The organism is Ensifer sp. R-19 (assembly GCF_049905105.1).
In the GTDB taxonomy this organism is placed as follows: Bacteria; Pseudomonadota; Alphaproteobacteria; order Rhizobiales; family Rhizobiaceae; genus Ensifer.
On record NZ_CP184569.1, the window covers coordinates 3,096,889 to 3,123,314 of the forward strand.

Below are 26,426 nucleotides of genomic sequence, written 5' to 3' on the forward strand. Positions count from 1 at the left end.
TCTTTGCCCGGCCGCGTGCATCTGTTATTTTAGGCTACCCTAAGATTAAAACAGGTGGGTCATGGCGAACGCTTCCGAACTGCTCGGCACCTGGAAGATGCTCTCCTGGAAACGCAAGGTTGTCGCCACCGGCGAAACCAGCGATGCCATGGGGGCCGATCCTATCGGCTACCTCTCCTACTATCCCGATGGCCGCGTCAGCGCCGTCGTGGTGAGGCGTGATCGCCCCGCATTGAAAGGCGCCGTACCGACGAGCGACGAAAAGGCGGCGCTCTTCGATTCGATGCTCGCCTATGCCGGATCCTACAGGCTTGAGGATGGCCGGGTAATCCACCAGCTGGATGCGAGCTGGAACCCGGCCTGGGGCATGTCCGATCTGATCCGCCCGTTCTACGTGGAAGGCGACAGGCTGGTGATCTACGGCGCACCAGCCATCGACCCCCGGACTGGAGAAGAGGTCACATACAATCTCGAGTTTCGTCGGATGTGACCAGCCGCCATTTCCAGACGTCAGAGATGACGCGTCTCGGCCGGCGCGTGGAACCAGTTGTTGTTGCGTCCGTCCATATATTGCACCGGCGCGTCGGCGAGCACCGCCGGATCGAGATCGTCGAGGCAGGCGACGTTGACCGAATAATAGGCACCGCCGATCTCCTCGATGTAGCCGTGGCCGAAGGCCGCGACGCCACAGATCTTGCAGAAACGGTGATGCACGCTGTTGCTGCTAAACTGGTAGTCGGCGATGTTGGCTTCGTCACACTGCAAGCGGAAACCGTCGGGCTTTACGATTGCCCCCCAATAGCGCCGCTTCCAGCAGATCGAGCAATTGCACTTGCCGGTGCCGGCATCGAGGTCGACATCGGCCTCATAGCGGATATTTCCGCAATGGCAGCTTCCCTTATAGGTCAGTTTCATAACCGTCACTCCTGCTTTCCGGGCCCAGGCAGACCCCACTTTGCCGCCCACCAATTTGACAACACGCTGTCAGATGACAGCTTATGCAATTCGTTTGCCACATTGACAATATGTTGTCAACTGAAAGCAATTGTTCGGTGCGCCCGTCAGAGAGGTCTTTCATCCCATCGGTCGTTTCGGCCATCCAGATAATCCACCGACACGATCGACATCATCCAGGGTGGCGACATTGATACAGAAGGAGCAATTGCACTTGGTCGTCCCGGCATCGAGATCGAAAGCCGCCTCCTATCGCACCTTGCCGCAATGGTAGTTGCCCTTGTAAGTCCTCTTCGCCATGCTCTCTTCTCCCTTGCTGAAAGGACTTGCTGAAACCAACTCAGCATGACAACATAATGTCATGCAAAAAAATTTCACACAACGGGTGGCACTGTCAACATGAAAGACCCTGAACGCACGCACGCCGGCGACGCCTTTGCGGAATTTGCGATAACCGCGTTGCGGCTTGCCGGTCCGCTGACGCGGGCCGGCGACGCACTTGCCAAACCTTCCGGACAGACGAGCGCCCGCTGGCAGGTACTGGCAGCAGCAAACCACGCCCCCATGTCGGTCGCCGATGCCGCGCGCGCCCTCGGCCTCGCGCGCCAGGGCGTGCAGCGCATCGCCGACCTGTTGGAAGCCGAAGGCCTGATCGCCTACAGAGACAATCCGACCCACCAAAGGGCAAAACTCATGGTCCTGACGGCGGCCGGCGAAACGGCGCTGCGCGAAATCAAAGTGCGGCAGGCGGCCTGGGCCGACAGGCTCGGTGCCGAATTGGGTGAAAGACGCCTGCGACAGGCCTCGGCCTTGATGGCGGAGATCATCGAAGTCCTCAAGGAACGATTCTCACCGGAAGATCCCGCGCCCTAGAGCATCCCGCTCTCAAGTGGAATCACTGGAGGCGGAAAGATGCTCTAGATTCAAAGTGCTAGAGCGTCCTTTGTGCGTTCACTTGAACGCACGGCGCTCTAAGCAACCGCCGTTCAAGCCAGTGTCAGGAGATCCGCGCGCAGGCGGTCCGGTCCACCTTCGCCAAGCACCGGATCGAGCGCCTCATGCAATGCCTTCCAGATGGGTATGGCACGCGCCAACAGCGCTGCGCCCTCCTGCGTCAGTCGCAGCCGCCGCGACCTTCGGTCCTCCGGATCTGGAAAGATCTCGATCAGGCCCCGCCGTTCCAAGGGCTTCAGCGCCGCAGTCAGCGTCGTTCGGTCCATGGCGAGCAGCGACGCAACCGATCCCATGTTCGGAGGCGCCGGACGATTGAGCGACATCAGCAGGGAGAACTGCCCGTTGGTGATATCGAGGGACCGCAGCGCCTCATCGAACCGGCGGGCTATGGCACGCGCGGCACGCTGCACATGCAGGCAGAGGCAGGTATCCTTCACATGCAGGGTGGTCTCGAATGGAATTAAAGGCATCTTTGACATGGCTGATTAATGTTGATATCAACGTAATTAGTCAAGTGCAACGTTGGAAGGAGGAACGGGCATGAGACAGGACCACGCAGTCGTATCGCCTCAGGAGTGGTTGGAAGCGCGCAAAGCACTGCTCGCGCTGGAAAAGGAACACACCCACGCACGCGACAAGGTCAATGCCGCCCGGCTGGCTCTGCCCTGGGTGAAAATGGAAAAGACCTACGTTTTCAACACGGTGATCGGGCGCAAGTCGCTGTCCGAACTGTTCGACGGTCGCAGTCAGCTCATTGTCTACCATTTCATGTTCGGCCCCACCTGGGAGGCCGGCTGCCCCGGCTGCTCCTTCCTGGTCGACCACTTCGCCGGCATGCTGCCACACCTCAACCACCACGACGTGACGCTGATCGCCGCATCGAATGCGCCGCTGGCGAAGATCGAAGCCTACAGGAAGCGCATGGATTGGCACTTCCCCTGGGTCTCTGCGGAGGGCAACGGCTTCAACCATGATTACCACGTCGCCTTTTCTCCTGACGAACTGGCAAGCGGCAAGGTCGCCTACAATTTCACCGAGATCGAAAGCGCCAACGCGCATGAGGAACTGCCAGGACTGAGCGCCTTCCAGAAAGGCGAGGACGGCGCGATCTATCACACCTATTCGTCCTATGCCCGCGGTCTTGAGGAACTGGTCGGCACGCTGATGCTGCTCGACCGCGCGCCGAAGGGCCGCAACGAAGACCACACCATGAGCTTCGTCCGCCGCCACGACGAGTACGAAAAGGTGCGCGGGCGCAAGGCAGGCTGATCCTCCTCGTCCTTCGCGGGCGGAACCTTTCGCCTGCGAAATCGTTTCCAGAACGCTCGCGTGCCGGGCCGATGACCTGCGCCCGGACCAAGAAGGAAATTCCGTGAAAGCAGAACCGGAAGAAGCGCATCGCTGGCTCGAACAAATGCTGGGCGACTGGCAGGTTCGCACGGCCGGATCCGATGGCGAGCCCGACGGGAGCGGCCCCTGGACCGAACACGTTCGCTCGCTTCATGGCCTTTGGATCGTCTGCGAAGGTCAGGGAACGATGCCGGGCGGCAGCTTCGGCGAAACGCTCATGACGCTCGGCTACAATCCCGAGACGAAACGCTACATCGGTACCTGGGTCGGCTCCATGCTGACCCATATGTGGGTCTATGACGGCGAACTGGATGCGGAAGGAAAACCCCGGCAGAACCGCGCGGTACCGGGACGTCATAACGCTCCTCGATCACTCCCGGCGCTTGCTGACGGCGCAAGTGCAGGCGCCGGACGGAAGCTGGAAAGACATGATGACGGCGGAATACCTGCGCCGGGATTGACCGCGGGACGAGCGACCGTGCCCGGTTCCCGGCCGCGTCCCGCTTCAACCCGCTCCGACGTCGGCCCATTCGAACATGCAACCAAGCGGCACGAAATGCGCCGCGCCAAGCAAACTGGAGGAAGGCAATGGCAGATCACGGCAAATTTGTTTGGTATGAACTGATGACGACGGACATGGCCGCGGCGGAGACCTTCTATAAGGACGTCGTCGGCTGGAATGCCCGCGATTCCGGCATGCCCGGCATGAGCTACACGCTGTTCAATATCGGCGAGCTGCCGGTTGCCGGATTGATGACGATGCCGGAAGGTGCGCTCGAAATGAAGGTACCACCCGCCTGGCTCGGTTATGTCGGTGTCGATGATGTCGATGCGACCGCCGCCAAGATCGCTGCCAAGGGTGGCAAGGTTCATCGGGCGCCGGATGATATCCCGGGCATTGGGCGCTTTGCCGTCGTCACCGACCCGCACGGCGCCGTGTTCGCGATCTTCAAGGGAACGGGCGATCCGCCGCCGGTCACCGATCCGATGGCGCCCGGTCTCGTCGGCTGGCACGAACTCGCGTCCGGCGACCTCGACACCGCCTTCCCCTTCTACGCCGAGCTCTTCGGCTGGACGAAGGACCAGGGCATGGACATGGGCGAGATGGGCACCTACCAGATCTTTGCCCATGGCGCCGCCCCGATCGGCGGGATGATGACCAAGCCGAAGGAAGTGCCCGCGCCCTACTGGCTCTACTACATCAACGTGCCTGCGCTCGACGCATCGATCGAGCGTATCAAGGCCGGTGGCGGCAAGGTCGTGCTCGAGCCGATGGAGGTGCCCGGCGGCGCCTGGATCGTCCAGGCGCTCGACCCGCAAGGCGCCCTTTTCGCGCTGGTCGCGCCGAAGCGCTGAACGGTCGCGTCAACCGACAAGCACGCGCATGAGACAGGGCCCGCCTCCCATCAGGAGGCGGGCCTCTTTTCTATCCGATGGGCGCTGTGCGGTGACGGAATGCAAGCCGCTGCCCTGCACCACGCGCATCCCTCGGTTGCGGCGCGACCCCTAGTATTTCAGGGTATTTCAAGGTTATTTAACACCTTATACGATAACAGGGGCAACGAGCACACTGATTTCGGATGGGTTTCTTGTCACACGACAAGAATTGTCGCGACAGCCCAAGCGATGAGCGGCGACATGAGTGGAGCAACTTCGCGTAAATGAAGAACAAAGGCGGCAGCTATACGCCCCCGGAAACGGGCGTTGCAGAAGCGCGCACGGCGAAGGCGCTGCGCCGCAAGCTCCAATGGCTGCTCGCCATCGTCGTTGCCTGCACCGGCGTGCTCGCCACCGAGATCATCGCCGCCTCCTATAGCGATTTCGTCATCGCTCGCCGCAACCTGACCGAAGTCATGGCCTTCTGCCGCGTGCTCGACGCTGCAAACTACCTCTCGGCCGAGCGCGGCCCGTCCAATGGCGTGCTCGGCATCGGCGTGGCGCCCGGTTCGCCGGTCCAGGCCCGGCTTGCCGAGTTTCGTACCCGCAGCGACGCGGCGCTCGCCAAGCTCACCGAGGACATCGACGGTGCCAGCCGCACCGAACCTGCCGGCGCCCTCTCGCCCATTCTGGTCGAAGTTCGCCGCCGCCTGATGCTGGCGCGCGCCGAGATCGACCGCATTGCCGCGCTTCCGCCCGAACAGCGGGACCTGACGGAGATCCAGGCGACGATCGAGGCAATGTTCGGCGTCATCGACGCGCTTCGCCCGGCGATCGACTGGAACATCCAACGCCTGACCAACACCGACGCGAACCTTGCCGGCATCGCACTTGCGGCACAGATGCTCGCCAATCTGCGCGAGGACGGCGGTCGCCTCGGCTCGCAGGTCATGGCCCCGGTTGCTGTCGGCCAGCCGCTCGAAGCAAAGAACATCGCCGATAGCGAGCGCACACGCGGCAGGCTGCAGGAAATCTGGTCCATCGTCGGCAAGCCCGGCGCCCTTCCCGGTCTGAAACCGGCCAATATCGCAGATCTCGCCAGGATCGACCGCGAATTCTTCGGCGAAGGATTTGCGATCATCGACAGCATCGTCGCCATCGGCAGACAATCGGGCGCCTATCCAATGACCGCCGAGCAATTGACCGACCGCTTCGTCCCGAAGATGAAGCCGCTCGAGGATCTTCGCCGTGCCTTCATGGATGCGACCGTCGCGCGGCTTGCGGCAAACAAGACGAGGGCCTCGGTCAAGCTAGCGGTCGCCAGCCTTGCGACCTTCGCCCTGTTCCTGGTCTTGCTGGTTTTGATGCGCCGCGCCCGCTCGCTGGTCTTCGAACCGCTGCTCATCGCACGCCACAGCATCATCGAGCTCGCCAACGACCGGCCGATCGCCCGCCTTCAGGGCAAGGGCGGTGAAGGCGAGATGGGGCGCCTGTTCGACGCGATCGACGTGCTGCGCAAACGCCTCGACGAACGCGCGCTGTTGATGCAGCACCTTGAACATCAGGCTGAAACCGATGAGCTGACCGGCCTGCTCAACCGCCGGGCGCTGGAGCTCATCGGCGGCGCGGAAGACACGGCCGACAGCAGCCAGGACGCCTGCCTGATCCTGATGGACATCGACCATTTCAAGCAGATCAACGATACCCACGGCCATCTGGTCGGCGACATCGTGATCAAGGAAATCGCCCGCGTCATCCGCAACTCCGTGCGCAACTCCGATCTCGTCGCCCGTTTCGGCGGCGAGGAGTTCGCGGTCATCACGCCCGGCGACAACATCGAGTCGGCCCTTGCGCTGGCGGAGCGGATCCGGGCCAACCTTGCGCGCGAGCCGATCGTCGTTGCGGATGGACAGCAACTGAAGGTCACCGCCAGCTTCGGCGTGGCGGAGGGCCGAACCGCAAACGGCGGCTGGAAGCACCTGATCGAGTGCGCCGACACGGAGCTCTATCGCGCCAAATCCGAAGGCCGCAACCGCGTCTGCGGCCACCCGGCAGAGGCGACCCTTTCCCACTTCACAAAGACGAAATCCGCGCGCGCGTAGCCAGAAAATCGAGCACGACCCGCACACGCGACGGCAAGGCTCCGCCTTGGCCGAGAAACACGGCATGAAAAGTCTCGATATCACCGGGATTGAGATGCTCGACCAGCGGCAGCAGCCGGCCGGCCTGGATATCTTCCCTGACCGTGAAGGTCGGAAGCCGGGCAAGGCCCACACCCGCAAGCGCAAGCTGGCGCAAGCCCTCGCCATCGCTGACCCGCACCCGTTCCGTCGGCGGCAGAACGATCTGCTCTTCATTCGACAGCAACGGCCAGCCATCGAACGCCCGTGCGTAGCTATGGCTCAGCCGGTTGTGCACCTCGATATCCTCGATGGTCTGAGGCACGCCAAAACGATCGAGATAGGATGGGGCACCGACGATCGTCATCGATGTGGTGCCGAGCTTGCGTGCGATCAGGCTCGATGTCTTGAGCGGTCCGGCGCGCACGGCGATATCGACCCGCTCCGCCATCAGGTCGACCACGGCATCGGTCTGCAGGATATCGAGGGAGACCGACGGAAACGCCGCCAGGAATTCGGGCAGCACCGGCATCAACGCATGCGTCGCATAGGACGCGCTGACATTGAGGCGCACCCGGCCCTCCGGCGTTTCGCCGGCGCCCGCCGAGCGCTCCGCTTCATCAATGTCGGCGAGGATGCGTACGACCCGCTCATAGAAGACGCAGCCTTCCGCCGTCAGTTGCAGCCGCCGCGTCGACCGGTTGACGAGCCGGACGCCAAGCCTTTCCTCCAGTCGCTGGACGAGTTTGCTGACAGCCGAGGGCGTCATGCAGCAGACCTTTGCCGCAGCCGAGAAGCCGCCAAGCTCCACCACCTTGGCAAAAACCGCCATCTCCCCCGAACGATTGATCGTCAAGCGCGACATGTGACTTCAACTCACAAATGATGTTCCTTCATGAGCTCTACATCGCAAATGAACCCAACACCACCTTCTCCTTGAAGCGAGCATCGACGGCCGGTGTCTCGCGCGAACAAAGCCAACGAGGAGATTGAAGACATGGAATACAGACGGCTTGGATCATCGGGACTGAAGGTGCCGGCCCTGAGCTTCGGCGCAGGGACCTTCGGCGGCAAGGGGCCGCTTTTCAGCGCCTGGGGCAACAGCGACGCAGCCGAAGCGCGACGACTGATCGACATTTCGCTCGAAGCCGGCGTCAACCTCTTCGACACGGCCGACGTCTACTCGGACGGCGCCTCCGAGAGCGTGCTCGGCGCCGCGATCAAGGGACGGCGCGATGCCGTGCTGATTTCGACCAAGATCGCGCTGCCAATGGGCGATGGGCCGAATAATGCCGGCACGTCGCGAGCGCGCCTGATCAAAGGCGTCGACGACGCCCTCAAGCGGCTCGGCACCGATTACATCGACCTCCTGCAACTGCACGCCTTCGACGCCGGCACGCCGGTCGAAGAGGTGCTATCGACTCTCGACAACCTCGTTGCCGCCGGCAAGCTACGCTACGTCGGCGCCTCCAACTTCGCCGGCTGGCAGCTTATGAAGTCGTTGGCCGCCTCTGAGAAGCACGGCCTCGTGCGCCATGTCGCCCACCAGGTCTACTATTCGCTCGTCGGCCGCGACTACGAGTGGGAACTGATGCCGCTTGCGGCCGACCAGGGCGTCGGCGCGCTCGTCTGGAGCCCGCTCGGCTGGGGCCGCCTCACCGGCAAGATCCGCCGCGGCCAGCCCTGGCCGGAAGGCAGCCGCCTGCACGACACCGCGGCCTTCGGCCCGCCGGTTGATGACGAGAAGCTCTACGACGTCGTCGACGTGCTCGACCAGTTGACCGAAGAGACCGGCAAGACGGTTCCGCAGATCGCCATCAACTGGCTCCTGCGGCGCCCGACCGTTTCGAGCGTCATCATCGGCGCCCGCAACGAGGAGCAGCTCCGCCAGAACCTCGGTGCAGTCGGCTGGTCGCTGTCGCCGGAACAGATCGCCCGACTCGATGAAGCGAGCAAGACGACGCCGGCCTATCCCTACTTCCCCTATTACCGCCAGGAAGGGTTTGCACGCATCAACCCGCCGCTCGTCTAACCGCAATGGAGCCAGTCTTTCGCACGCCTGAACGGGCGTGCGAAAGCGCTGCAGCGCCTTGATTTTCCTCAGCCACTTTCGCGCTTGCTTTCTTACTTTGCATTGCACAAACTTCCCGGAGATGGGGGCGCAAGACCTACCACGAAGGGGATCAAATTCGGCATGTCGATCAAGGCCAGTATCTATCACCTGACCCACTACACCTATGACCGTCCCGTAAGGCTGTCGCCGCAGATCATCCGGCTGAAGCCTGCGGCTCATTCCAAGACGAAGGTCATCAGCCACTCGCTGAAGGTTTCGCCCGCCAATCATTTCGTCAACCTGCAGCAGGATCCCTACGGCAACTACCTTGCCCGCTTCGTCTTTCCCGATCCGGTCAGCGAGTTGAAGATCGAGGTCGATCTCGTCGCCGACATGACCGTCTACAATCCTTTCGACTTTTTCGTCGAAGAAGAGGCGGAACACTGGCCCTTCCCCTATCCTGCAGATCTCAGCGATGATCTTGAGATCTATATGACGCCGGAACCGGTCGGGCCGGCGCTTGGCGCTTTCCTCGCGACAGTCGACCGCGCGCGGCAACGCACGATCGATATGGTGGTCGGGCTCAATGCGCGCCTGCAGCAGGAGATCGGCTACGTCATCCGCATGGAGCCCGGGGTCCAGACGCCGGAGGACACCTTGACGTCGGCCCGCGGTTCCTGTCGCGATTCGAGCTGGCTGCTGGTCCAGATCCTGCGCAATCTCGGCTTCGCCGCCCGTTTCGTCTCTGGCTATCTCATCCAGCTCACGCCCGATCTCAAGGCGCTCGACGGCCCCTCGGGCACCGACCACGACTTTACCGACCTGCATGCCTGGGCCGAGGTCTACCTGCCCGGCGCCGGCTGGGTCGGGCTCGACCCCACCTCGGGCCTCTTGACCGGCGAAAGCCACATTCCGCTTGCCGCAACGCCCCATTATCGCAACGCCGCGCCGATCTCCGGCGGCTTCTTCGGCGATCCCGACACCCGAACCGATTTCGCCTTCGACATGAAGGTGACACGTGTCGCGGAACATCCGCGCATCACCAAGCCGTTCTCCGACGAAAGCTGGGAAGCCTTGAACGCGCTCGGTGAACAGGTCGATCGCGTGCTCCAGGAAAACGACATACGGCTGACGATGGGCGGCGAGCCGACCTTCGTTTCGATCGACGACTTCGAGTCCGAGGAGTGGAACACTGACGCGGTCGGCCCGACCAAGCGCGAGAAGGCGGACGCGTTGATCCGCCGCCTGCGCGAACGCTTCGCGCCCGGCGGTTTCCTGCACTATGGCCAGGGCAAGTGGTATCCCGGCGAAAGCCTGCCGCGCTGGACCTTCTCGCTCTACTGGCGCAAGGACGGCGTGCCGATCTGGCGCCGCCCCGACCTCATCGCCGAGGAGGCAGGCCACCACGACGTCACCGCGAAGGACGCCGAACGTCTGTTGCATCTGATGGCAGGCGAATTGAGCGTGCCGACCGAGATGGTCCAACCGGCCTTCGAAGATCCCGCCGACTGGCTGCTGAAGGAGGCAAACCTCCCCGAGAACGTCGATCCCTCCAATTCCAAGCTGAAGGACCCCGAAGAGCGCAGCCGCATGGCCCGCGTCTTCGAACGCGGCCTGACGGCACCGACCGGCTACGTGCTGCCTGTGCAGGCCTGGAATGCGCGTGCCACTGGCGTGCGGTGGATGAGCGAGAAATGGCAGACGCGCCGCGGCCGCATCTTCCTCGTTCCCGGCGACAGCCCCGTCGGTTATCGCCTGCCGCTCGGCGCCTTGCCCTATGTCGCGCCCTCCGCCTATCCCTATATCCATCCGGTCGACCCGACCGTTCCCCGGAACGATCTGCCTGATTTCGCCGAAAGCAGCGCCCGCCCGCAGCATTCCCGCTTTCAAGCCGCGGAAGTACCGGAAAGCCCGCAGGCACAGCCACGCGACGAAATAGCCGGGCTGGTGCGCACCGCCATCAGCGTCGAGCCGCGCGACGGCAGGCTCTGCGTCTTCATGCCGCCGATGGCCAGCGTCGAGGAATATCTCGACCTCATCGCGTCCGCGGAACGCGCTGCAGCCGCGATCGGACTGCCCGTGCACATCGAGGGCTATGCGCCGCCTCAGGACGAGCGCATCAACGTCATCCGCGTTGCGCCGGATCCGGGCGTGATCGAGGTCAACATCCATCCGGCTGCCAGCTGGCAGGATTGCGTCGACATCACCACGGCGGTCTACGAAGAGGCGCGGCGGAGCCGGCTTGGCGCCGACAAGTTCATGATCGACGGGCGCCACACCGGTACCGGCGGCGGCAACCATGTGGTCGTGGGCGGCGCCAATCCCAATGACAGCCCGTTCCTGCGTCGTCCGGATCTTCTGAAGAGCGTCGTCCTGCACTGGCAGCGCCACCCGTCGCTTTCCTATCTGTTCTCCGGCCTGTTCATCGGCCCGACGTCGCAGGCGCCGCGCATCGACGAGGCCCGGCACGATCAGCTCTATGAGCTTGAAATCGCGCTTGCCCAGGTGCCGATGCCGGGTTCGGCGACCCCACCACCCCTGCCCTGGCTGATCGATCGGCTGTTCCGCAATCTGCTCGTCGATGTCACCGGCAACACCCACCGTGCCGAGATCTGCATCGACAAGCTGTTCTCGCCGGATGGTCCGACCGGGCGTCTCGGCCTCGTCGAGTTCCGCGGCTTCGAGATGCCGCCGAACGCCCGCATGTCGCTTGCTCAGCAACTGCTGGTGCGCGCGCTCATCGCCCGCTTCTGGAAACACCCTGTTGATGGCCGCTTCGTGCGCTGGGGGACGACGCTGCATGATCGCTTCATGCTGCCGCACCATGTCTGGCAGGATTTTCTCGAAGTGCTGGCCGATCTTCGCGCCCACGGCTTCGATTTGAAGCCTGAATGGTTCGAGGCCCAGCTCGAGTTCCGTTTCCCCTTCTGCGGCGAGGTCGAATACCAGGACGCCAGGCTCGAAATCCGTCAGGCGCTCGAACCCTGGCACGTGATGGGCGAACAGGGCGCGATCGGCGGCACAGTGCGCTATGTCGATAGCTCGGTCGAGCGCCTCCAGGTCAAGCTCGATACCGCCAACCCCGAGCGTTACGCGGTCGCCTGCAACGGCCGGCCCGTGCCGCTGACGCGCACCGGCTCCAACGGCTCGGCTGTTGCCGGCGTCCGCTACAAGGCCTGGCAGCCGGCCTCGGGCCTGCACCCGGTCCTGCCGGTCAACACTCCCCTTACATTCGATATCTATGATACATGGTCGAATCGGGCGATTGGCGGATGCATCTACCACGTCGCCCATCCGGGTGGGCGCAGCTACGACACGTTTCCGGTCAACGGCAACGAGGCGGAGGCTCGGCGCCTGTCGCGGTTCGAGCCCTGGGGTCATACGCCAGGAGGATATCCGCTTCACCCGGAAAGCCCGTCGATGGAATTCCCGATGACGCTTGATCTCAGGCGTCCGCCAGGAGCGTAAATGGCGAAAAAGCAAACAGCCGCCGAGAGCCATCGGGGCACCGAGGACGATCCGGTGTTCGGTTACCGCGCCCTTCCTGATATCGCCGACGAGATGCTCGACCGGGAGGGCAATGTCCGCCCCGTCTGGCAGCGGCTACTCGCGACCCTGGGGCGGCTCGACGAAACGGAACTTGCCAACCGCTTCGCCCGCGCCGACCGCTACCTGCGCGATGCTGGCGTCTTCTACCGTGTCTACGGTGCCAAGGAGGCCTCTGACCGGAACTGGCCGCTGTCGCATATCCCCGTCCTGATAGACGAGAAGGAATGGGCAACGGTTTCACAAGGGCTCGTGCAGCGTGCCGAACTCCTGGAGAAGGTGGTCGCCGATGTCTACGGCGAGAACCGGCTGGTGCGCGAGGGCCTCCTGCCGCCGGCACTGGTCGCCTCAAACCCGGAGTTCCTGCGGCCGCTCGTCGGCGTGAAGCCGGCCGATGGTCATTTCCTGCATTTCGTATCCTTCGAGATCGGCCGCGGCCCCGACGGCAATTGGTGGGTGCTTTCGGACCGCACGGAAGCGCCCTCCGGCGCCGGCTTCGCATTGGAGAACCGGGTCGCGACCACGCGCGCCTTTTCCAATCTCTACGCGGAATCTCATGTCCACCGACTGGCGGGCTTCTTCGGTGAGTTCCGAGACGCGCTTCAGAGCCGCAAGCTGCATCCGGATGACCGCATCGCCGTGCTTTCGCCCGGCATCGCCAACGAGACCTATTTCGAACACGCCTATATCGCCCGCTACCTGGGCTTCATGCTGCTTGAAGGTGAAGACCTGACGGTCCTGGGCGGCCGGGTGATGGTGCGAACCGTCGCCGGCCTCAAGCCGGTGGGCGTGCTCTGGCGCCGCCTTGACGCGGCCTTTGCAGATCCCCTCGAGCTCAACCAGTCCTCGCATATCGGCACACCCGGCATCGTCGAGGCGCTTCGCGCCGGCTCCGTCTCGATCGTCAACGCGCTCGGCACCGGCATCGTCGAGACACGCGCCTTCCTCGCCTTCCTGCCGGCGATCTGCCACCATTTGCTCGGCGAGGAGCAGAAGCTGCCCTCGATCGCCACCTGGTGGTGCGGACAGCCGGCCGAGCGCGAACAGGTCGCTGCCAACCTCGATCGCATGGTCATCGGCCCGGCCTATGCGACGCGCCCCTTTTTCGATGACAACGGCCAGTCGGTGCTCGGCGCCACGCTCGACGAGAAAGCCCGCGCCTCGATCGCCGATTGGCTCGGCGCCGAGGGCGGCAATCTCGTCGGCCAGGAGGTCGTCACGCTCTCGACCACCCCCGCCTGGGTTCGCGGCCGGCTGACGCCACGGCCCATGAGCCTGCGCGTCTTTGCAGCACGCACCCGTGACGGCTGGCAGATCATGCCCGGCGGTTTCGCCCGCATCGGCTCCGGCGACGATGTCGCGGCAATCGCCATGCAGGCAGGCGGCACTGCCGCCGACGTCTGGATCGTCAGCGACCGGCCGGTGGAACGCACGACACTGCTTCCGGCTGAGGAAAGCTTTACCCGCAACATGCCGGGAAGCCTGCCGAGCCGCGCAGCCGACAATCTCTTCTGGCTCGGCCGCTACATCGAGCGTTCGGAAGGGGCGCTGCGCATCCTGCGCGCCTGGCACGGCCGCTTCGCCGAAACCGCCGATCCGGACCTGCCGCTCCTGAGGGATGTCAGCGACTATCTCGGCGCGCTGGACATCGACACGCGCCAGGCGGTGCCCGACAGTCTGCTTGCCAACATCTCCAGCGCCCTTTTCAGCGCCGGCAACATCCGCGACCGGTTCTCCCCGGACGGATGGTTGGCGCTCAACGACCTGTCGCAGACGGCGCGCAAGTTTCACGCGACGGTGCAGGCCGGCGACGATGCGACCCGCGCGATGACGGTGCTGCTCCGCAAGCTCGCCGGCTTTGCCGGTCTCGTGCATGAAAACATGTACCGTTTCACCGGGTGGCGCTTTCTGTCGATCGGCCGATACCTGGAGCGCGGCCTTCACATGACGCGGCTGCTCGGCCATATGTCGGGCCCGGATGCGCCCGACGGCGCCTATGACATGCTGCTCGAGATCGGCGACAGCGTCATGACCCACCGCCGGCGCTACAATGTCAGCACCGCCGCCTTGACCGTGACCGATCTTTTGGCGCTCGACCCGCTCAACCCGCGCTCGGTGCTCTACCAGTTGAACGAGATCAAGACCGAGGTGGAACTGCTGCCGAACGCCTTCGTCAACGGGCAGATGTCACCCTTCTACCGCGAGGCGATGCGCCTGCATTCGGGCCTCGCGGTGATGACGCCGGAAGCGATGAACCTGGGTGTCTACAATCGCCTGGAGCGGGATCTCGAAAGCCTGTCCGATCTGCTCGCGCGAACCTATCTCGGCTAGCGGGCGAAGGGACGGACATGCTCTACGATATCAGCCTGAAGATCACCTATGACTATGAAGTACCGGTTTCCGGCGGGCGCCATCTCGTGCGCGTGATGCCGGCGACGCTCCCCGGTCGCCAACGGCTCATCGTCGGTTCGCTGAGCTGCCAGCCAATGCCGGCCGAGCGCGCCGAAAGCATCGACTTCTTCGCCAACCCGTTCACCTCGATCCTGTTTCGGTCCTCTCACGACGACCTGACGATCCGCATGCAAGCGCGGGTACAAGTAGAGTCGCAGCTTTTGACCGCGGATTTTTCGCCTGACCTCGCCGGCCTGCCGGCCGAGCTCTCCGCTTGCTGGTCCGTCGACGCCGACGCACCGCATCACTTCACGGGACCAAGCCCGCTCCTGCCGGAAGCACCTGACATTGCCGCCTATGCGCGGGCAATCGTCACGGACACCATGACGGTCCGACAGATCGCCGCGGCAGTTTGCGAGCGCATCCACCACGATTTCACCTATGACGGCGAGGCCACGACGGTGAACACGACGCCGGGCGAGGCGTTCAAACTGAAGCGCGGCGTCTGCCAGGATTTCGCCCATGTAATGATCGTGGCGCTGCGAAGCCTCGGCATCCCCGCCGGCTATGTCAGCGGCTTCCTGCGGACAATCCCTCCACCCGGCAAGGAACGCCTCGAGGGTGCCGACGCCATGCACGCCTGGGTGCGGATCTGGTGCGGTACCACAGGCGGCTGGCTCGAACTCGACCCGACCAACAATATTCCGGCAGGAACCGACCATATCGTCGTCGGTCACGGGCGCGACTATGGCGACGTTGCGCCCGTCATCGGGGTCCTGAAGAGCTATGGCAGCCAGACGACGAAACAGGCCGTCGACGTCATTCCCGTGCCCTGACCCGAATTGACACACCACAATTCTCATTTTCATACACGGCATATGCCGCGGAACCCGCTGTAAGCACTGGTTTTCCTGCATTCCGTTAAAATTGCAGCGATCGCCGGAACGAAATCGTAAGCCATCGACGCTATTGATGCCCGCAAGCTTGCAACGTGTTCCTTTGGGGTGTGCAAAGATGGGAAGACGATACACTGTAGGCCGGTCCTTCGTAGCGATGCTCAAGGACCGGGGTGGCAATTTCGGCATTATGGCCGCACTCGCAGCGCCATTGATATTGGCAGCCGGCGGCGTCGCCATAGATATGGCCGGCATGATGACGGCCAAGAACCAAATGCAGGATGCAGCGGATGCCGCAGCGCTTGCGGCGGCCTCTTCTCTGGTTGCGAAGGATCCACCGACGATTGCGAAGGCAAAGGAAATAGCCGCGGCCTTCCTCAAGAACCAGTCGGGCGGCACCGCCGTCGACGTTCCTGGCGGGCAGGATCCAGGCGGCACGGGATCGCTGGCCAAAACCGCTTCGGCGGAAGCGTCGACGGCCGGCCAGCCGGTCATCGACATCATTGAAAGCAGCAATGGCCCTACCGGTAGGGCCTACAACGTCACGGTCCTGAACAAGCAGACGTTCCAGTTCAACGCGATGACACGCCTGCTCGGAAAGACATCAATCAACATCGAAACCCGTGCCACCGCCGAAAGCGCGACAGAGAGCAAGAATGCGCTCTCGATGTATCTGGTGCTCGACCGCTCCGGCTCCATGGCCTGGAAGACCAATACCAAGGACACGACCAAGACGTCGTGCCCGAACTACACGGAATCGAACTGGAGCAAGTATCCGAACCTGAAGGCAAGCAACCCCTGCTACGTGACGAAGATCGACGCGCTGAAAAGCGCTGTCGGCGATTTGGTCAAGCAGCTGAACACCGCCGACCCGAACACTCTGTATGTCCGCACGGCGGCCGTCTCCTACAATTCCGCGCAGGACACGGCAGGGAACCTCGCATGGGGTACAACCGGCACCTCGACTTATGTGAACGCCCTTGTCGCAACAGGTGGCACGGCATCGGGCAACGCGTTCAAGACAGCCTACAACCGCGTTGCCGCGACGACCGAGGATGACGCCCACAAGGCTAAGAACGGCCAGGTTCCCACAAAGTACATCGTCTTCATGACCGACGGCGACAACAACAACACGAGCGACGACACGACAACCCTGACGTGGTGCGACACCGCACGAAAGAACAAAGTTCAGGTCTATACCGTCGCATTCATGGCGCCGGATCGCGGCAAGGCGTTGCTCAAGGCCTGCGCTACGACCGAAGCGAATTACTTCCAGGCGGAAGAAGCCGCCGATCTGATCGCAGCCTTCAAGGCGATCGGTGAAAAAGCCTCGGCCATGGCTACGCGCCTGACGAAATAAAACACCAAACCCGTGCCCTTCTTGCCGCCCGGTCCTGCCGGGCGGCATTTGCTTTCGGTATCGCCGGCCTGCTCCACCAACGACTTCCCACCGTTTGAGACAGTTCTAATCCATTTAAAAACATCTGTTGCAAGCGCTTCGGATCGATGCATAAATTGCCTTTATCCCCGGTCGGGTCCGGCCTGCGACCTCCCAACGCAAAAGGGTAAAGACAGTTTCATGATGAACAGGCTCTCCACCAACGACGTGCCGCAGCCCGCCCTGAGGTCGTCCGAACCCGGCCAGCTCGCCGTCGAAATCCTCGAACGCCTGAAGTATCGCATCGGCAAGGATCCGAAGGTTGCCAAGCCGCACGACTGGCTGACGGCCGCGATCCTGGTCGCCCGCGACCGCATCACCGACAAGTGGATGGATTCCACCCGCAAGACCTATGCGACCGGTGCCAAGCGCGTTTACTACCTCTCGCTCGAATTCCTCATCGGCCGCCTGATGCGCGACGCCATGACCAATATCGGCCTGATGGACGAGATGCGTGATGCGCTCGCTTCGCTCGGTGTCGATATCGATGTCGTTGCCGAACTCGAGCCGGATGCGGCGCTCGGCAATGGCGGTCTCGGCCGTCTCGCCGCCTGTTTCATGGAATCGATGGCGACCGTCGACGTGCCCGCCTATGGCTACGGCATCCGCTACATGCACGGCCTCTTCCGCCAGCAGATGGCCGATGGCTGGCAGGTGGAACTGCCGGAAACCTGGCTTGCCCACGGCAATCCCTGGGAGTTCGAGCGGCGCGAAAGCTCCTACGAAATCGGCTTCGGCGGCATCGTCGAAACCGCCAATGTCGATGAGGAAATCCAGCGTTTCGTCTGGAAGCCGGCCGAACGCGTCATCGCCACGGCCTTCGATACGCCCGCCGTCGGCTGGCGGGCAAAGCGTGTCAACACGCTTCGCCTCTGGACGGCGCAGCCGATCGACCCGATCCTGCTTGCCGCCTTCAACGCCGGCGACCACATCGGCGCGCTGCGGGAGAGCAACAAGGCGGAAAGCCTGACCCGCGTTCTCTACCCCGCCGACGCGACGCCTGCCGGCCAGGAACTGCGGCTGCGCCAGGAATATTTCTTCTCCTCCGCCTCTCTGCAGGACATCCTGCGCCGGCATCTGCAGCAATATCCGGACTTCACCTCGCTGCCGGACGCCGTCGCCATTCAGTTGAACGACACCCACCCGGCCATCTCCGTTGCCGAACTGGTGCGCCTCCTGACGGATCTGCACGGCCTCGATTTCGAGCAGGCCTGGGACATCACCCGCCGCACGATCTCCTACACCAACCACACGCTTCTGCCGGAGGCGCTCGAAAGCTGGCCGGTGCCGCTCATCGAGCGGCTGCTGCCGCGCCACATGCAGATCGTCTACGCGATCAACGCCAAGATCCTGATCGAGGCTCGCCGGCAGAAGGGCGCAACGGACGACGAGATCCGCAACATCTCGCTAATCGACGAGAGCGGCGAACGTCGCGTGCGCATGGGCAACCTTGCCTTCGTCGGTTCGCATTCGATCAATGGCGTTTCGGCACTGCATACGGAGCTGATGAAGGAAACGGTCTTTGCCAACCTGCACGGGCTTTATCCCGATCGCATCAACAACAAGACCAACGGCATCACCCCGCGCCGCTGGCTGATGCAGTGCAATCCCGGTCTTTTCGGCCTGATCCGCGACGCGATCGGCGACGAGTTCATGGACAATACCGAGGCGCTGCAGGCACTCGATGCCTTTGCGGACAAGGCGGATTTCCAGGAGCATTTCGCCGCCGTCAAGCGCGCCAACAAGGTCCGCCTCGCCCAGCTCGTTCAGAGCCGGCTCGGCATCAGGCTCGATCCGTCGGCGATGTTCGACATCCAGATCAAGCGCATCCACGAATACAAGCGCCAGCTTCTGAATATCATCGAGGCGGTGGCGCTCTACGACCAGATCCGCTCGCATCCGGAGCTCGATTGGGTCCCGCGCGTCAAGCTCTTCGCCGGCAAGGCGGCGCCCAGCTATCACAATGCCAAGCTGATCATCAAACTCGCCAACGACGTCGCTCGCGTCGTCAACAACGACCCGGCGGTGCGCGGCCTCCTGAAGATCGTCTTCGTGCCAAACTACAACGTCTCGCTCGCCGAGATCATGGTTCCGGCCGCCGACCTCTCCGAGCAGATCTCGACCGCCGGCATGGAAGCGTCCGGCACTGGCAACATGAAGTTCGCGCTGAACGGCGCGCTGACGATCGGCACGCTTGACGGCGCCAATGTCGAGATGCGCGACTGGATCGGCGAGGAAAACATCAAGATCTTCGGCATGACCGCCGAAGAGGTGACGAAGGCCCGCGCCGAGGGCCACAATCCGCGCGCCATCATCGAAGGATCGCGCGAGCTGTCGCAGGCACTGCAGGCGATCGCCTCCGGCGTCTTCTCGCCGGACGACCGCAACCGCTTCTCCGGTCTTATCGACGGCATCTACAATCACGACTGGTTCATGGTTGCGGCCGATTTCGAGGCCTATGCCAAGGCGCAGCGCGAGATCGACCAGCTCTGGACGACACCGTCCGACTGGTATGCGCAAGCGATCCGCAACACCGCACGGATGGGCTGGTTCTCATCCGATCGCACCATCCGGCAATATGCCGGGGAAATCTGGAGAGCTGGATGACGCCTTCGGCCGGCAAGGACCCGGAACCCGCAGCTTCAGGTCTGCTGTCAGCGCCGGATATCGCGGCCATTCTTTCGGGCACGCACGAAGACCCCTTCGCAGTCCTCGGCGTGCACCCCGCCGGCAAGGCCGTCCTTGCCCGCTGCTTCATCCCCGATGCCGAGACCGTGACGGTGGAAACGCTCGCCGGCAAGGAACTCGGCACGCTCGAGCGACGTGACGACGCCGGTTTCTTCGAAGGGTCCGTGTCGCTGAAGAAACCCCAGCCGGTGCGCTACCGCGCCCGCAATGAGGGCGGCGAATGGATCGTCGTCGATCCCTATAGCTTCGGTCCGGTGCTCGGCCCGATGGACGACTACTACATCCGCGAAGGTTCGCACCTCCGGCTCTTTGACAAGATGGGCGCGCACCCGATCCACCATGACGGCGCCGACGGCTACCACTTCGCCGTCTGGGCACCCAATGCCAAGCGCGTTTCCGTCGTCGGCCAGTTCAACGACTGGGACGGCCGGCGACACGTCATGCGGCTGCGCACCGACACCGGCATCTGGGAAATCTTCATTCCCGGCGTCGAAGGCGGCCTCGCCTATAAATACGAGATCCTCGATCGCAACGGTACGCGGCTGCCGTTGAAAGCCGATCCTTTTGCCCGGCGCTCCGAGCTTCGCCCCAACACCGCTTCCGTGACGACGCCGGAGATTGCGCAAACCTGGGACGACGAGGCACATCGCAAGCATTGGGCAACGGTCGATGCCCGTCGCCAGCCGATCTCGATCTACGAGGTCCATGCCGGATCCTGGCAGCGCCGCGACAATGGCGAGATGCTCTCCTGGGACGAACTGGCGGACCGGCTGATTCCCTATTGCGTCGACATGGGCTTCACCCATATCGAGTTCCTGCCGATCTCCGAATTTCCCTTCGATCCGTCCTGGGGCTACCAGACGACCGGGCTCTATGCGCCCACCGCCCGCTTCGGCGAGCCGGAAGGTTTTGCCCGTTTCGTCAACGGCTGCCACAAGGTGGGCATCGGCGTCATCCTCGATTGGGTGCCGGCACATTTCCCGACCGACGAGCACGGGCTGCGCTGGTTCGACGGCACGGCACTTTACGAGCACGAGGACCCGCGCCAGGGCTTTCACCCGGACTGGAACACAGCAATCTACAATTTCGGCCGCCAGGAAGTCCTGTCGTTCCTCGTCAACAACGCGCTCTATTGGGCGGAGAAGTTCCACGTCGACGGGTTGCGCGTCGATGCGGTCGCCTCGATGCTCTACCTCGACTACTCGCGCAAGCACGGCGAGTGGGTGCCGAACGAGTATGGCGGCAACGAGAACCTCGAGGCTGTTCGCTTCCTGCAGACGCTGAACACGGAAATCTACGGATCCCATAAGGGCATCCTGACGATCGCCGAGGAATCGACCTCCTGGCCGAATGTATCGCATCCGGTCCATGCCGGGGGTCTCGGCTTCGGCTTCAAGTGGAACATGGGCTTCATGCACGACACGCTGCAATATCTGTCGCGCGAGCCGGTGCACCGCAAGTTCCACCACAATGACCTGACCTTCGGCCTGCTCTACGCCTTCAGCGAAAACTTCGTTTTGCCGCTGTCCCATGACGAAGTCGTGCACGGCAAGGGATCGCTGATCGCCAAGATGGCCGGCGACGACTGGCAGAAGTTCGCCAATCTCAGGGCCTATTACGCCTTCATGTGGGGCTATCCCGGCAAGAAGCTCCTGTTCATGGGACAGGAATTCGCGCAATGGCGCGAATGGTCCGAGGAGCGCGCGCTCGACTGGAACCTGCTCGAATATCACCTGCACGAGGGCATGCGGCGCCTCGTGCGTGACCTCAACGGCACCTACCGCGCCAAGCCCGCCCTTCATGCCCGCGATTGCGAAGGCGACGGCTTTGAGTGGCTGCTTGCCGACGACCGCGACAATTCGGTCTTTGCCTGGCTGCGCAAGGCGCCCGGTGAAAAACTCGTCGCCGTCATCACCAATTTCACGCCCGTGTACCGGGAGAGCTACGCCATCCCGCTGCCGGTTGAAGGTCGCTGGAAGGAGATCCTCAACTCTGACGCGGAAATCTACGGAGGAAGCGGCAAGGGCAACGGCGGCGCCGTCTATGCCGGGAAGAGCACCACGGGAGCGATCATGGCCAACATCACGCTGCCGCCGCTGGCGACACTGATGCTGGAGCAGGAGTAAACTTCATCCGGTCCGCCCCCCGAAATCGGCAGGCGGAACGAGACTGTAAAATTCGAGGGCCGCAAGGCGTCGCCAAAAGCCGCCGTGACGACCCCGGAAGTCAATGATTGGGGAGGACAAATGGTGGAAAAGCGTTCGCAACCTCTGGCACGTGATGCCATGGCCTATGTTCTCGCTGGCGGTCGCGGCAGTCGTCTGAAAGAACTGACGGACCGACGGGCGAAGCCGGCGGTCTATTTCGGCGGCAAGGCCCGCATCATCGACTTCGCGCTATCGAATGCGCTGAACTCCGGTATCCGCCGCATCGGCGTCGCCACCCAGTACAAGGCGCATTCCCTGATCCGACACCTGCAGCGCGGCTGGAACTTCTTCCGCCCCGAGCGAAACGAAAGCTTCGACATCCTGCCCGCCAGCCAACGCGTTTCCGAAACGCAGTGGTACGAGGGCACCGCCGATGCCGTCTATCAGAACATTGACATCATCGAGGACCACGGCGTCGAGTACATGGTGATCCTTGCCGGCGACCATATTTACAAGATGGACTACGAATTGATGCTGCAGCAGCACGTCGATTCCGGCGCCGACGTCACCATCGGCTGCCTCGAAGTGCCACGCATGGAAGCGACCGGCTTCGGCGTCATGCATGTCGACGACAAGGACCGCATCATCGCCTTCGTCGAGAAGCCGGCCGATCCGCCGGGAATCCCCGGCAATCCGGACATGGCGCTTGCCTCGATGGGCATCTATGTTTTCCACACGAAGTTCCTGATGGATCTCCTGCGCCGCGACGCCGCCGATCCGAAATCGAGCCGCGACTTCGGCAAGGACATCATTCCCTACATCGTCGACAACGGCAAAGCCGTCGCCCACCGCTTTGCTCAGTCCTGCGTGCGGTCCGATTTCGAGCGCGAGGCCTATTGGCGCGACGTCGGCACGATCGATGCCTACTGGCAGGCCAATATCGACCTGACCCATGTGACGCCCGAGCTCGACATCTACGACAGCACCTGGCCGATCTGGACTTTTGCCGAGATCAAGCCGCCGGCGAAATTCGTGCATGACGACGAGAACCGGCGCGGCTCGGCGACGTCGTCGCTTATATCAGGCGACTGCATCATCTCCGGTGCTGCGCTCAACCGCAGCCTGTTATTCACAGGCGTCAGAGTTAATTCATATTCCCGTCTGGAGAATGCCGTAGTTCTTCCCGATGTGAAGATCGGTCGCCATGCGCTCTTGAGCAACGTGGTCATCGACAGCCGTGTCGTGATCCCGGAGGGGCTCGTTGTCGGTGACGATCCGGAGCTCGATGCCAAGCGTTTCCGGCGTTCGGAGAACGGCGTCTGCCTGATCACGCAAACGATGATCGACAAGCTGGGAATGTAGGCACTCCATGAACGTCCTGTCCGTTGCGTCCGAAGTCTATCCGCTGATCAAGACCGGGGGGCTCGCCGATGTCGTCGGCGCGCTCCCGGCAGCGCTTGTGCCGCACGGCGTCAAGACCCGCACCCTGGTGCCCGGCTATCCTGCCGTGCTGCAGAAGCTGAAGAAGAAAAAGAAGGTCGGCAGTTTCGCCAACCTGTTCGGCAATCCGGCAACAATTCTGGCCGCCGAGGTCGACGGGCTCGACCTGCTGGTCCTTGATCAGGCCGCACTCTACGCGCGCGACGGCGGGCCTTACGTCGATGCGACCGGCCGCGACTATGTCGATAATTTCCGCCGCTTCGCAGCACTCTCGCTTGCGGCGGCCGAGATCGCCGGCGGCGATGTCGTTTCCGGCTGGAAGCCCGATATCGTCCACGCTCATGACTGGCAGACGGCGTTGACGCCGGTTTACATGCATTTCGGCTCCGCTGCCGCGACCCCGACGGTCATGACGATCCACAACATCGCCTTCCAGGGCCAGTTCGGCGCCTCGGTCTTCCCCGAGCTTGCGCTTCCCCCGGAAGCCTTCTCGATGCAGTTCGTCGAATACTACGGCGATGTCGGCTTCCTGAAGGGCGGTCTGCAGACCGCAAACGCGGTCACCACGGTCAGCCCGTCCTATGCACAGGAGATCCTGACGCCGGAATTCGGCATGGGCCTCGAAGGCCTGTTGAAGAGCCGCGTCGCCGATCTCTCGGGCATCGTCAACGGCATCGACGCCGATATCTGGGATCCGCAGACCGACCCGCACATCGCCCAGCATTTCAGCGCGACGACCTTGAAGCAGCGCGCCGGCAACCGCCGAGCGCTCGAAGAACGCTTCGGCCTCGAAAAGGGCAACGGTCCGATCTTCTGCGTCGTCAGCCGGCTCACCTGGCAGAAAGGCATGGACCTCGTCGCGGAAGTCGCGGACGAAATCGTCGCCATGGGTGGAAAGCTCATCGTGCTCGGTTCCGGCGATGCGGCGCTCGAAGGCGCGCTGCTGGCCGCCGCCTCCCGCCATCGTGGCCATATCGGCATGGTCACCGGCTACAACGAGCCGCTGTCGCATCTGATGCAGGCGGGGTCCGACGCGATCCTCATCCCGTCGCGATTTGAGCCCTGCGGGCTGACCCAACTCTATGGCCTGCGCTACGGTTGCGTGCCGGTTGTCGCCCGGACCGGCGGGCTTGCCGATACCATCATCGACGCGAACGAAGCCGGGCTTGCGGCCAAGGTCGCCACAGGCTTCCAGTTCACGCCAGTGAACGCCGACGGGCTGCGTCTTGCGATCCGGCGCGTACTGCGTGCATACAGCGAACCCAAGGTCTGGGCGAAAATTCAGACCCAGGGCATGAAATCGGACGTTTCCTGGGCCACAAGTGCCGATCGTTACGTCTCTCTATATTCCGGTCTTCTCGGGAAAGGTTAAGTCAGCATGATAAGAACGGTTACCACAACCCCCTATGGCGACCAGAAACCTGGCACGTCGGGGCTGCGCAAGAAGGTCCCGGTCTTCCAGCAGAAGAACTATGCCGAGAACTTCATCCAGTCGATCTTCGATTCGCTCGAGGGCTTTCAGGGCGAAACACTGGTGATCGGCGGCGACGGCCGCTACTACAACCGCGAAGTCATCCAGATCGCCATCAAGATGGCGGCGGCGAACGGCTTCGGCCGCGTACTCGTCGGCCGTGGCGGCATTCTGTCGACGCCGGCCGCCTCCAACGTCATCCGCAAATACAAGGCCTTTGGCGGTATTGTGCTCTCGGCCAGCCACAATCCCGGCGGCCCAACGGAAGATTTCGGCATCAAATACAATATCGGCAATGGCGGCCCGGCACCGGAAAAGGTCACCGACGCGATCTATGCCCGCAGCAAGGTGATCGACAGCTACAAGACGTCTGACGTCGCCGACATCAACCTCGATGCCGAAGGTACGCAAGAGATCGACGGCATGACGGTGACCGTCATCGATCCGGTGGCCGACTACGCCGAGCTGATGGAAAGCCTGTTCGACTTCGCAGCCATCCGCAAGCTGATCTCGGGCGGCTTCCGCGTCGTCTTCGACGCCATGAGCGCCGTCACCGGGCCTTACGCCAAGGAGATCATCGAGAAACGCTTGGGCGCACCCAAGGGCTCGGTGATGAACTTCATTCCGCTGCCGGACTTCGGCGGCCACCACCCGGACCCGAACCTGGTGCACGCCCGCGCGCTCTACGAGACGATGATGGCGCCCGACGCGCCGGATTTCGGCGCCGCCTCCGACGGTGACGGCGACCGCAACCTCGTCATCGGCCGCGGCATCTTTATCACGCCCTCCGACAGCCTCGCGATGCTTGCCGCCAACGCGCATCTGGCGCCCGGCTACGCCAAGGGCCTTGCCGGCATTGCCCGTTCGATGCCGACCAGCGGCGCGGCCGACCGCGTCGCCGAGAAGCTCGGCATCGGCATCTACGAGACGCCGACCGGCTGGAAGTTCTTCGGCAACCTGCTCGACGAGGGCATGGCGACGATCTGCGGCGAGGAAAGCGCCGGCACCGGCTCAAACCATGTGCGCGAAAAGGACGGCCTCTGGGCCGTCTTGCTCTGGCTCAACATTCTCGCCGTGCGCAAGGAAAGTGCCCTCGACATCGCTCAGAAGCACTGGGCGACCTACGGCCGCAACTACTACTCGCGCCACGACTACGAGGAAGTGGATAGCGACGCCGCCAACGGCCTGATCGCCAACCTGCGCGACCAGCTTGCCACGCTTCCCGGCATGTCCTTCGGCGCGCTCAAGGTGGCGACATCAGACGACTTCGCCTACAACGACCCAGTCGATCATTCCATCAGCAAGAACCAGGGCATCCGCATCCTGTTCGAGGGCGGCTCGCGCGTCGTCTTCCGCCTGTCAGGCACCGGCACCTCGGGCGCGACTTTGCGCGTCTACATCGAGCGCTTCGAGCCCGATGCGGCGCGCCACGACATCGAAACGCAGACAGCGCTTGCCGATCTCATCGCCGTTGCCGACGAGATCGCCGGCATCAAGACCCGCACCGGCCGCACCGAGCCGAGCGTCATCACCTGAGATCCTGGGCCGCTTTATGCGGCCCTTTTTCTGTCGACCGAACACCCCCTTTGCCCGGAAGGGCA

General features: G+C 63.1%; 18 protein-coding genes and 1 pseudogene. 16 read left to right on the forward strand and 3 right to left on the reverse strand.

The window, feature by feature from the left end:
• The first annotated feature begins 61 nt into the window (after positions 1 to 61).
• Entirely contained in the window at positions 62 to 490 is a 429-nt protein-coding gene (locus ACN9MO_RS15100; protein WP_057254614.1) for a lipocalin-like domain-containing protein, read from the forward strand.
• A gap of 20 nt (positions 491 to 510) precedes the next feature.
• On the opposite strand, the gene ACN9MO_RS15105 is transcribed toward ACN9MO_RS15100, so the two are convergent.
• On the reverse strand, positions 511 to 915 hold the full coding sequence (locus ACN9MO_RS15105; RefSeq protein WP_057254613.1) for a GFA family protein: 405 nt from the start codon (positions 913 to 915) through the stop codon (positions 511 to 513).
• Positions 916 to 1,353: 438 nt separating this feature from the next.
• On the opposite strand from ACN9MO_RS15105, the gene ACN9MO_RS15110 reads away from it, so the two are divergent.
• On the forward strand, positions 1,354 to 1,827 hold the full coding sequence (locus ACN9MO_RS15110; RefSeq protein WP_113132256.1) for a MarR family transcriptional regulator: 474 nt from the start codon (positions 1,354 to 1,356) through the stop codon (positions 1,825 to 1,827).
• Between the two features lie 113 nt (positions 1,828 to 1,940).
• Here ACN9MO_RS15110 and ACN9MO_RS15115 read toward each other — a convergent pair whose 3' ends face one another.
• The gene (locus ACN9MO_RS15115) at positions 1,941 to 2,387 is read right to left on the reverse strand and encodes a MarR family winged helix-turn-helix transcriptional regulator (protein WP_093233523.1); all 447 of its coding nucleotides are present in this window, start codon (positions 2,385 to 2,387) and stop codon (positions 1,941 to 1,943) included.
• Between the two features lie 61 nt (positions 2,388 to 2,448).
• Here ACN9MO_RS15115 and ACN9MO_RS15120 point away from each other — a divergent pair, with 61 nt between their 5' ends.
• The 4 genes and pseudogenes from ACN9MO_RS15120 to ACN9MO_RS15135 all read left to right on the forward strand — a co-directional run bounded on the left by ACN9MO_RS15120 (position 2,449) and on the right by ACN9MO_RS15135 (position 6,737).
• Positions 2,449 to 3,177, forward strand: a complete 729-nt coding sequence (locus tag ACN9MO_RS15120) for a DUF899 domain-containing protein (protein ID WP_112996749.1) — start codon at positions 2,449 to 2,451, stop codon at positions 3,175 to 3,177.
• Between the two features lie 103 nt (positions 3,178 to 3,280).
• Positions 3,281 to 3,719 (forward strand): annotated as a pseudogene (locus ACN9MO_RS15125) (DUF1579 domain-containing protein).
• Positions 3,720 to 3,846: 127 nt separating this feature from the next.
• Positions 3,847 to 4,614, forward strand: coding sequence for a VOC family protein (locus tag ACN9MO_RS15130; RefSeq protein ID WP_058325930.1), 768 nt, complete (start codon positions 3,847 to 3,849; stop codon positions 4,612 to 4,614).
• A 305-nt stretch (positions 4,615 to 4,919) separates the two neighbouring features.
• On the forward strand, positions 4,920 to 6,737 hold the full coding sequence (locus tag ACN9MO_RS15135) for a GGDEF domain-containing protein (RefSeq protein ID WP_058325240.1): 1,818 nt from the start codon (positions 4,920 to 4,922) through the stop codon (positions 6,735 to 6,737).
• On the opposite strand, the gene ACN9MO_RS15140 is transcribed toward ACN9MO_RS15135, so the two are convergent.
• Complete coding sequence (locus ACN9MO_RS15140) at positions 6,709 to 7,620, reverse strand: LysR family transcriptional regulator (RefSeq protein ID WP_112996750.1); 912 nt, start codon at positions 7,618 to 7,620, stop codon at positions 6,709 to 6,711. The genes ACN9MO_RS15135 and ACN9MO_RS15140 overlap by 29 nt on opposite strands.
• A 132-nt stretch (positions 7,621 to 7,752) precedes the next feature.
• Here ACN9MO_RS15140 and ACN9MO_RS15145 point away from each other — a divergent pair, with 132 nt between their 5' ends.
• From ACN9MO_RS15145 to ACN9MO_RS15190, 10 genes are all read left to right on the forward strand, one after another.
• Positions 7,753 to 8,787: an aldo/keto reductase gene (locus ACN9MO_RS15145; protein WP_112996751.1), complete on the forward strand. Its 1,035-nt coding sequence runs from the start codon at positions 7,753 to 7,755 to the stop codon at positions 8,785 to 8,787.
• A gap of 162 nt (positions 8,788 to 8,949) precedes the next feature.
• Complete coding sequence (locus tag ACN9MO_RS15150) at positions 8,950 to 12,276, forward strand: DUF2126 domain-containing protein (protein ID WP_112996752.1); 3,327 nt, start codon at positions 8,950 to 8,952, stop codon at positions 12,274 to 12,276.
• The gene (locus ACN9MO_RS15155) at positions 12,277 to 14,685 is read left to right on the forward strand and encodes a circularly permuted type 2 ATP-grasp protein (RefSeq protein WP_112996753.1); all 2,409 of its coding nucleotides are present in this window, start codon (positions 12,277 to 12,279) and stop codon (positions 14,683 to 14,685) included. It abuts the gene before it with no gap.
• Between the two features lie 17 nt (positions 14,686 to 14,702).
• On the forward strand, positions 14,703 to 15,581 hold the full coding sequence (locus ACN9MO_RS15160; protein WP_093233532.1) for a transglutaminase family protein: 879 nt from the start codon (positions 14,703 to 14,705) through the stop codon (positions 15,579 to 15,581).
• 178 nt (positions 15,582 to 15,759) lie between these two features.
• A complete protein-coding gene (locus ACN9MO_RS15165) occupies positions 15,760 to 17,001 on the forward strand; it encodes a vWA domain-containing protein (protein WP_058326677.1) in 1,242 nt (413 codons plus the stop codon).
• A gap of 219 nt (positions 17,002 to 17,220) precedes the next feature.
• On the forward strand, positions 17,221 to 19,686 hold the full coding sequence (locus ACN9MO_RS15170; RefSeq protein WP_112996754.1) for a glycogen/starch/alpha-glucan phosphorylase: 2,466 nt from the start codon (positions 17,221 to 17,223) through the stop codon (positions 19,684 to 19,686).
• A complete protein-coding gene (gene glgB / locus ACN9MO_RS15175; RefSeq protein ID WP_058325246.1) occupies positions 19,683 to 21,893 on the forward strand; it encodes a 1,4-alpha-glucan branching protein GlgB in 2,211 nt (736 codons plus the stop codon). Before ACN9MO_RS15170 ends, glgB begins: the two co-directional genes overlap by 4 nt.
• 120 nt (positions 21,894 to 22,013) lie before the next feature.
• A complete protein-coding gene (glgC, locus tag ACN9MO_RS15180) occupies positions 22,014 to 23,276 on the forward strand; it encodes a glucose-1-phosphate adenylyltransferase (RefSeq protein ID WP_057254598.1) in 1,263 nt (420 codons plus the stop codon).
• Positions 23,277 to 23,283: 7 nt separating this feature from the next.
• Positions 23,284 to 24,726 carry a glycogen synthase GlgA gene (gene glgA, locus ACN9MO_RS15185; protein ID WP_112996755.1) on the forward strand — a complete coding sequence of 481 codons (1,443 nt, stop codon included), beginning with the start codon at positions 23,284 to 23,286 and terminating at the stop codon, positions 24,724 to 24,726.
• A gap of 6 nt (positions 24,727 to 24,732) precedes the next feature.
• Complete coding sequence (locus ACN9MO_RS15190) at positions 24,733 to 26,361, forward strand: alpha-D-glucose phosphate-specific phosphoglucomutase (RefSeq protein WP_057254596.1); 1,629 nt, start codon at positions 24,733 to 24,735, stop codon at positions 26,359 to 26,361.
• The last annotated feature ends 65 nt before the right edge of the window (positions 26,362 to 26,426 follow it).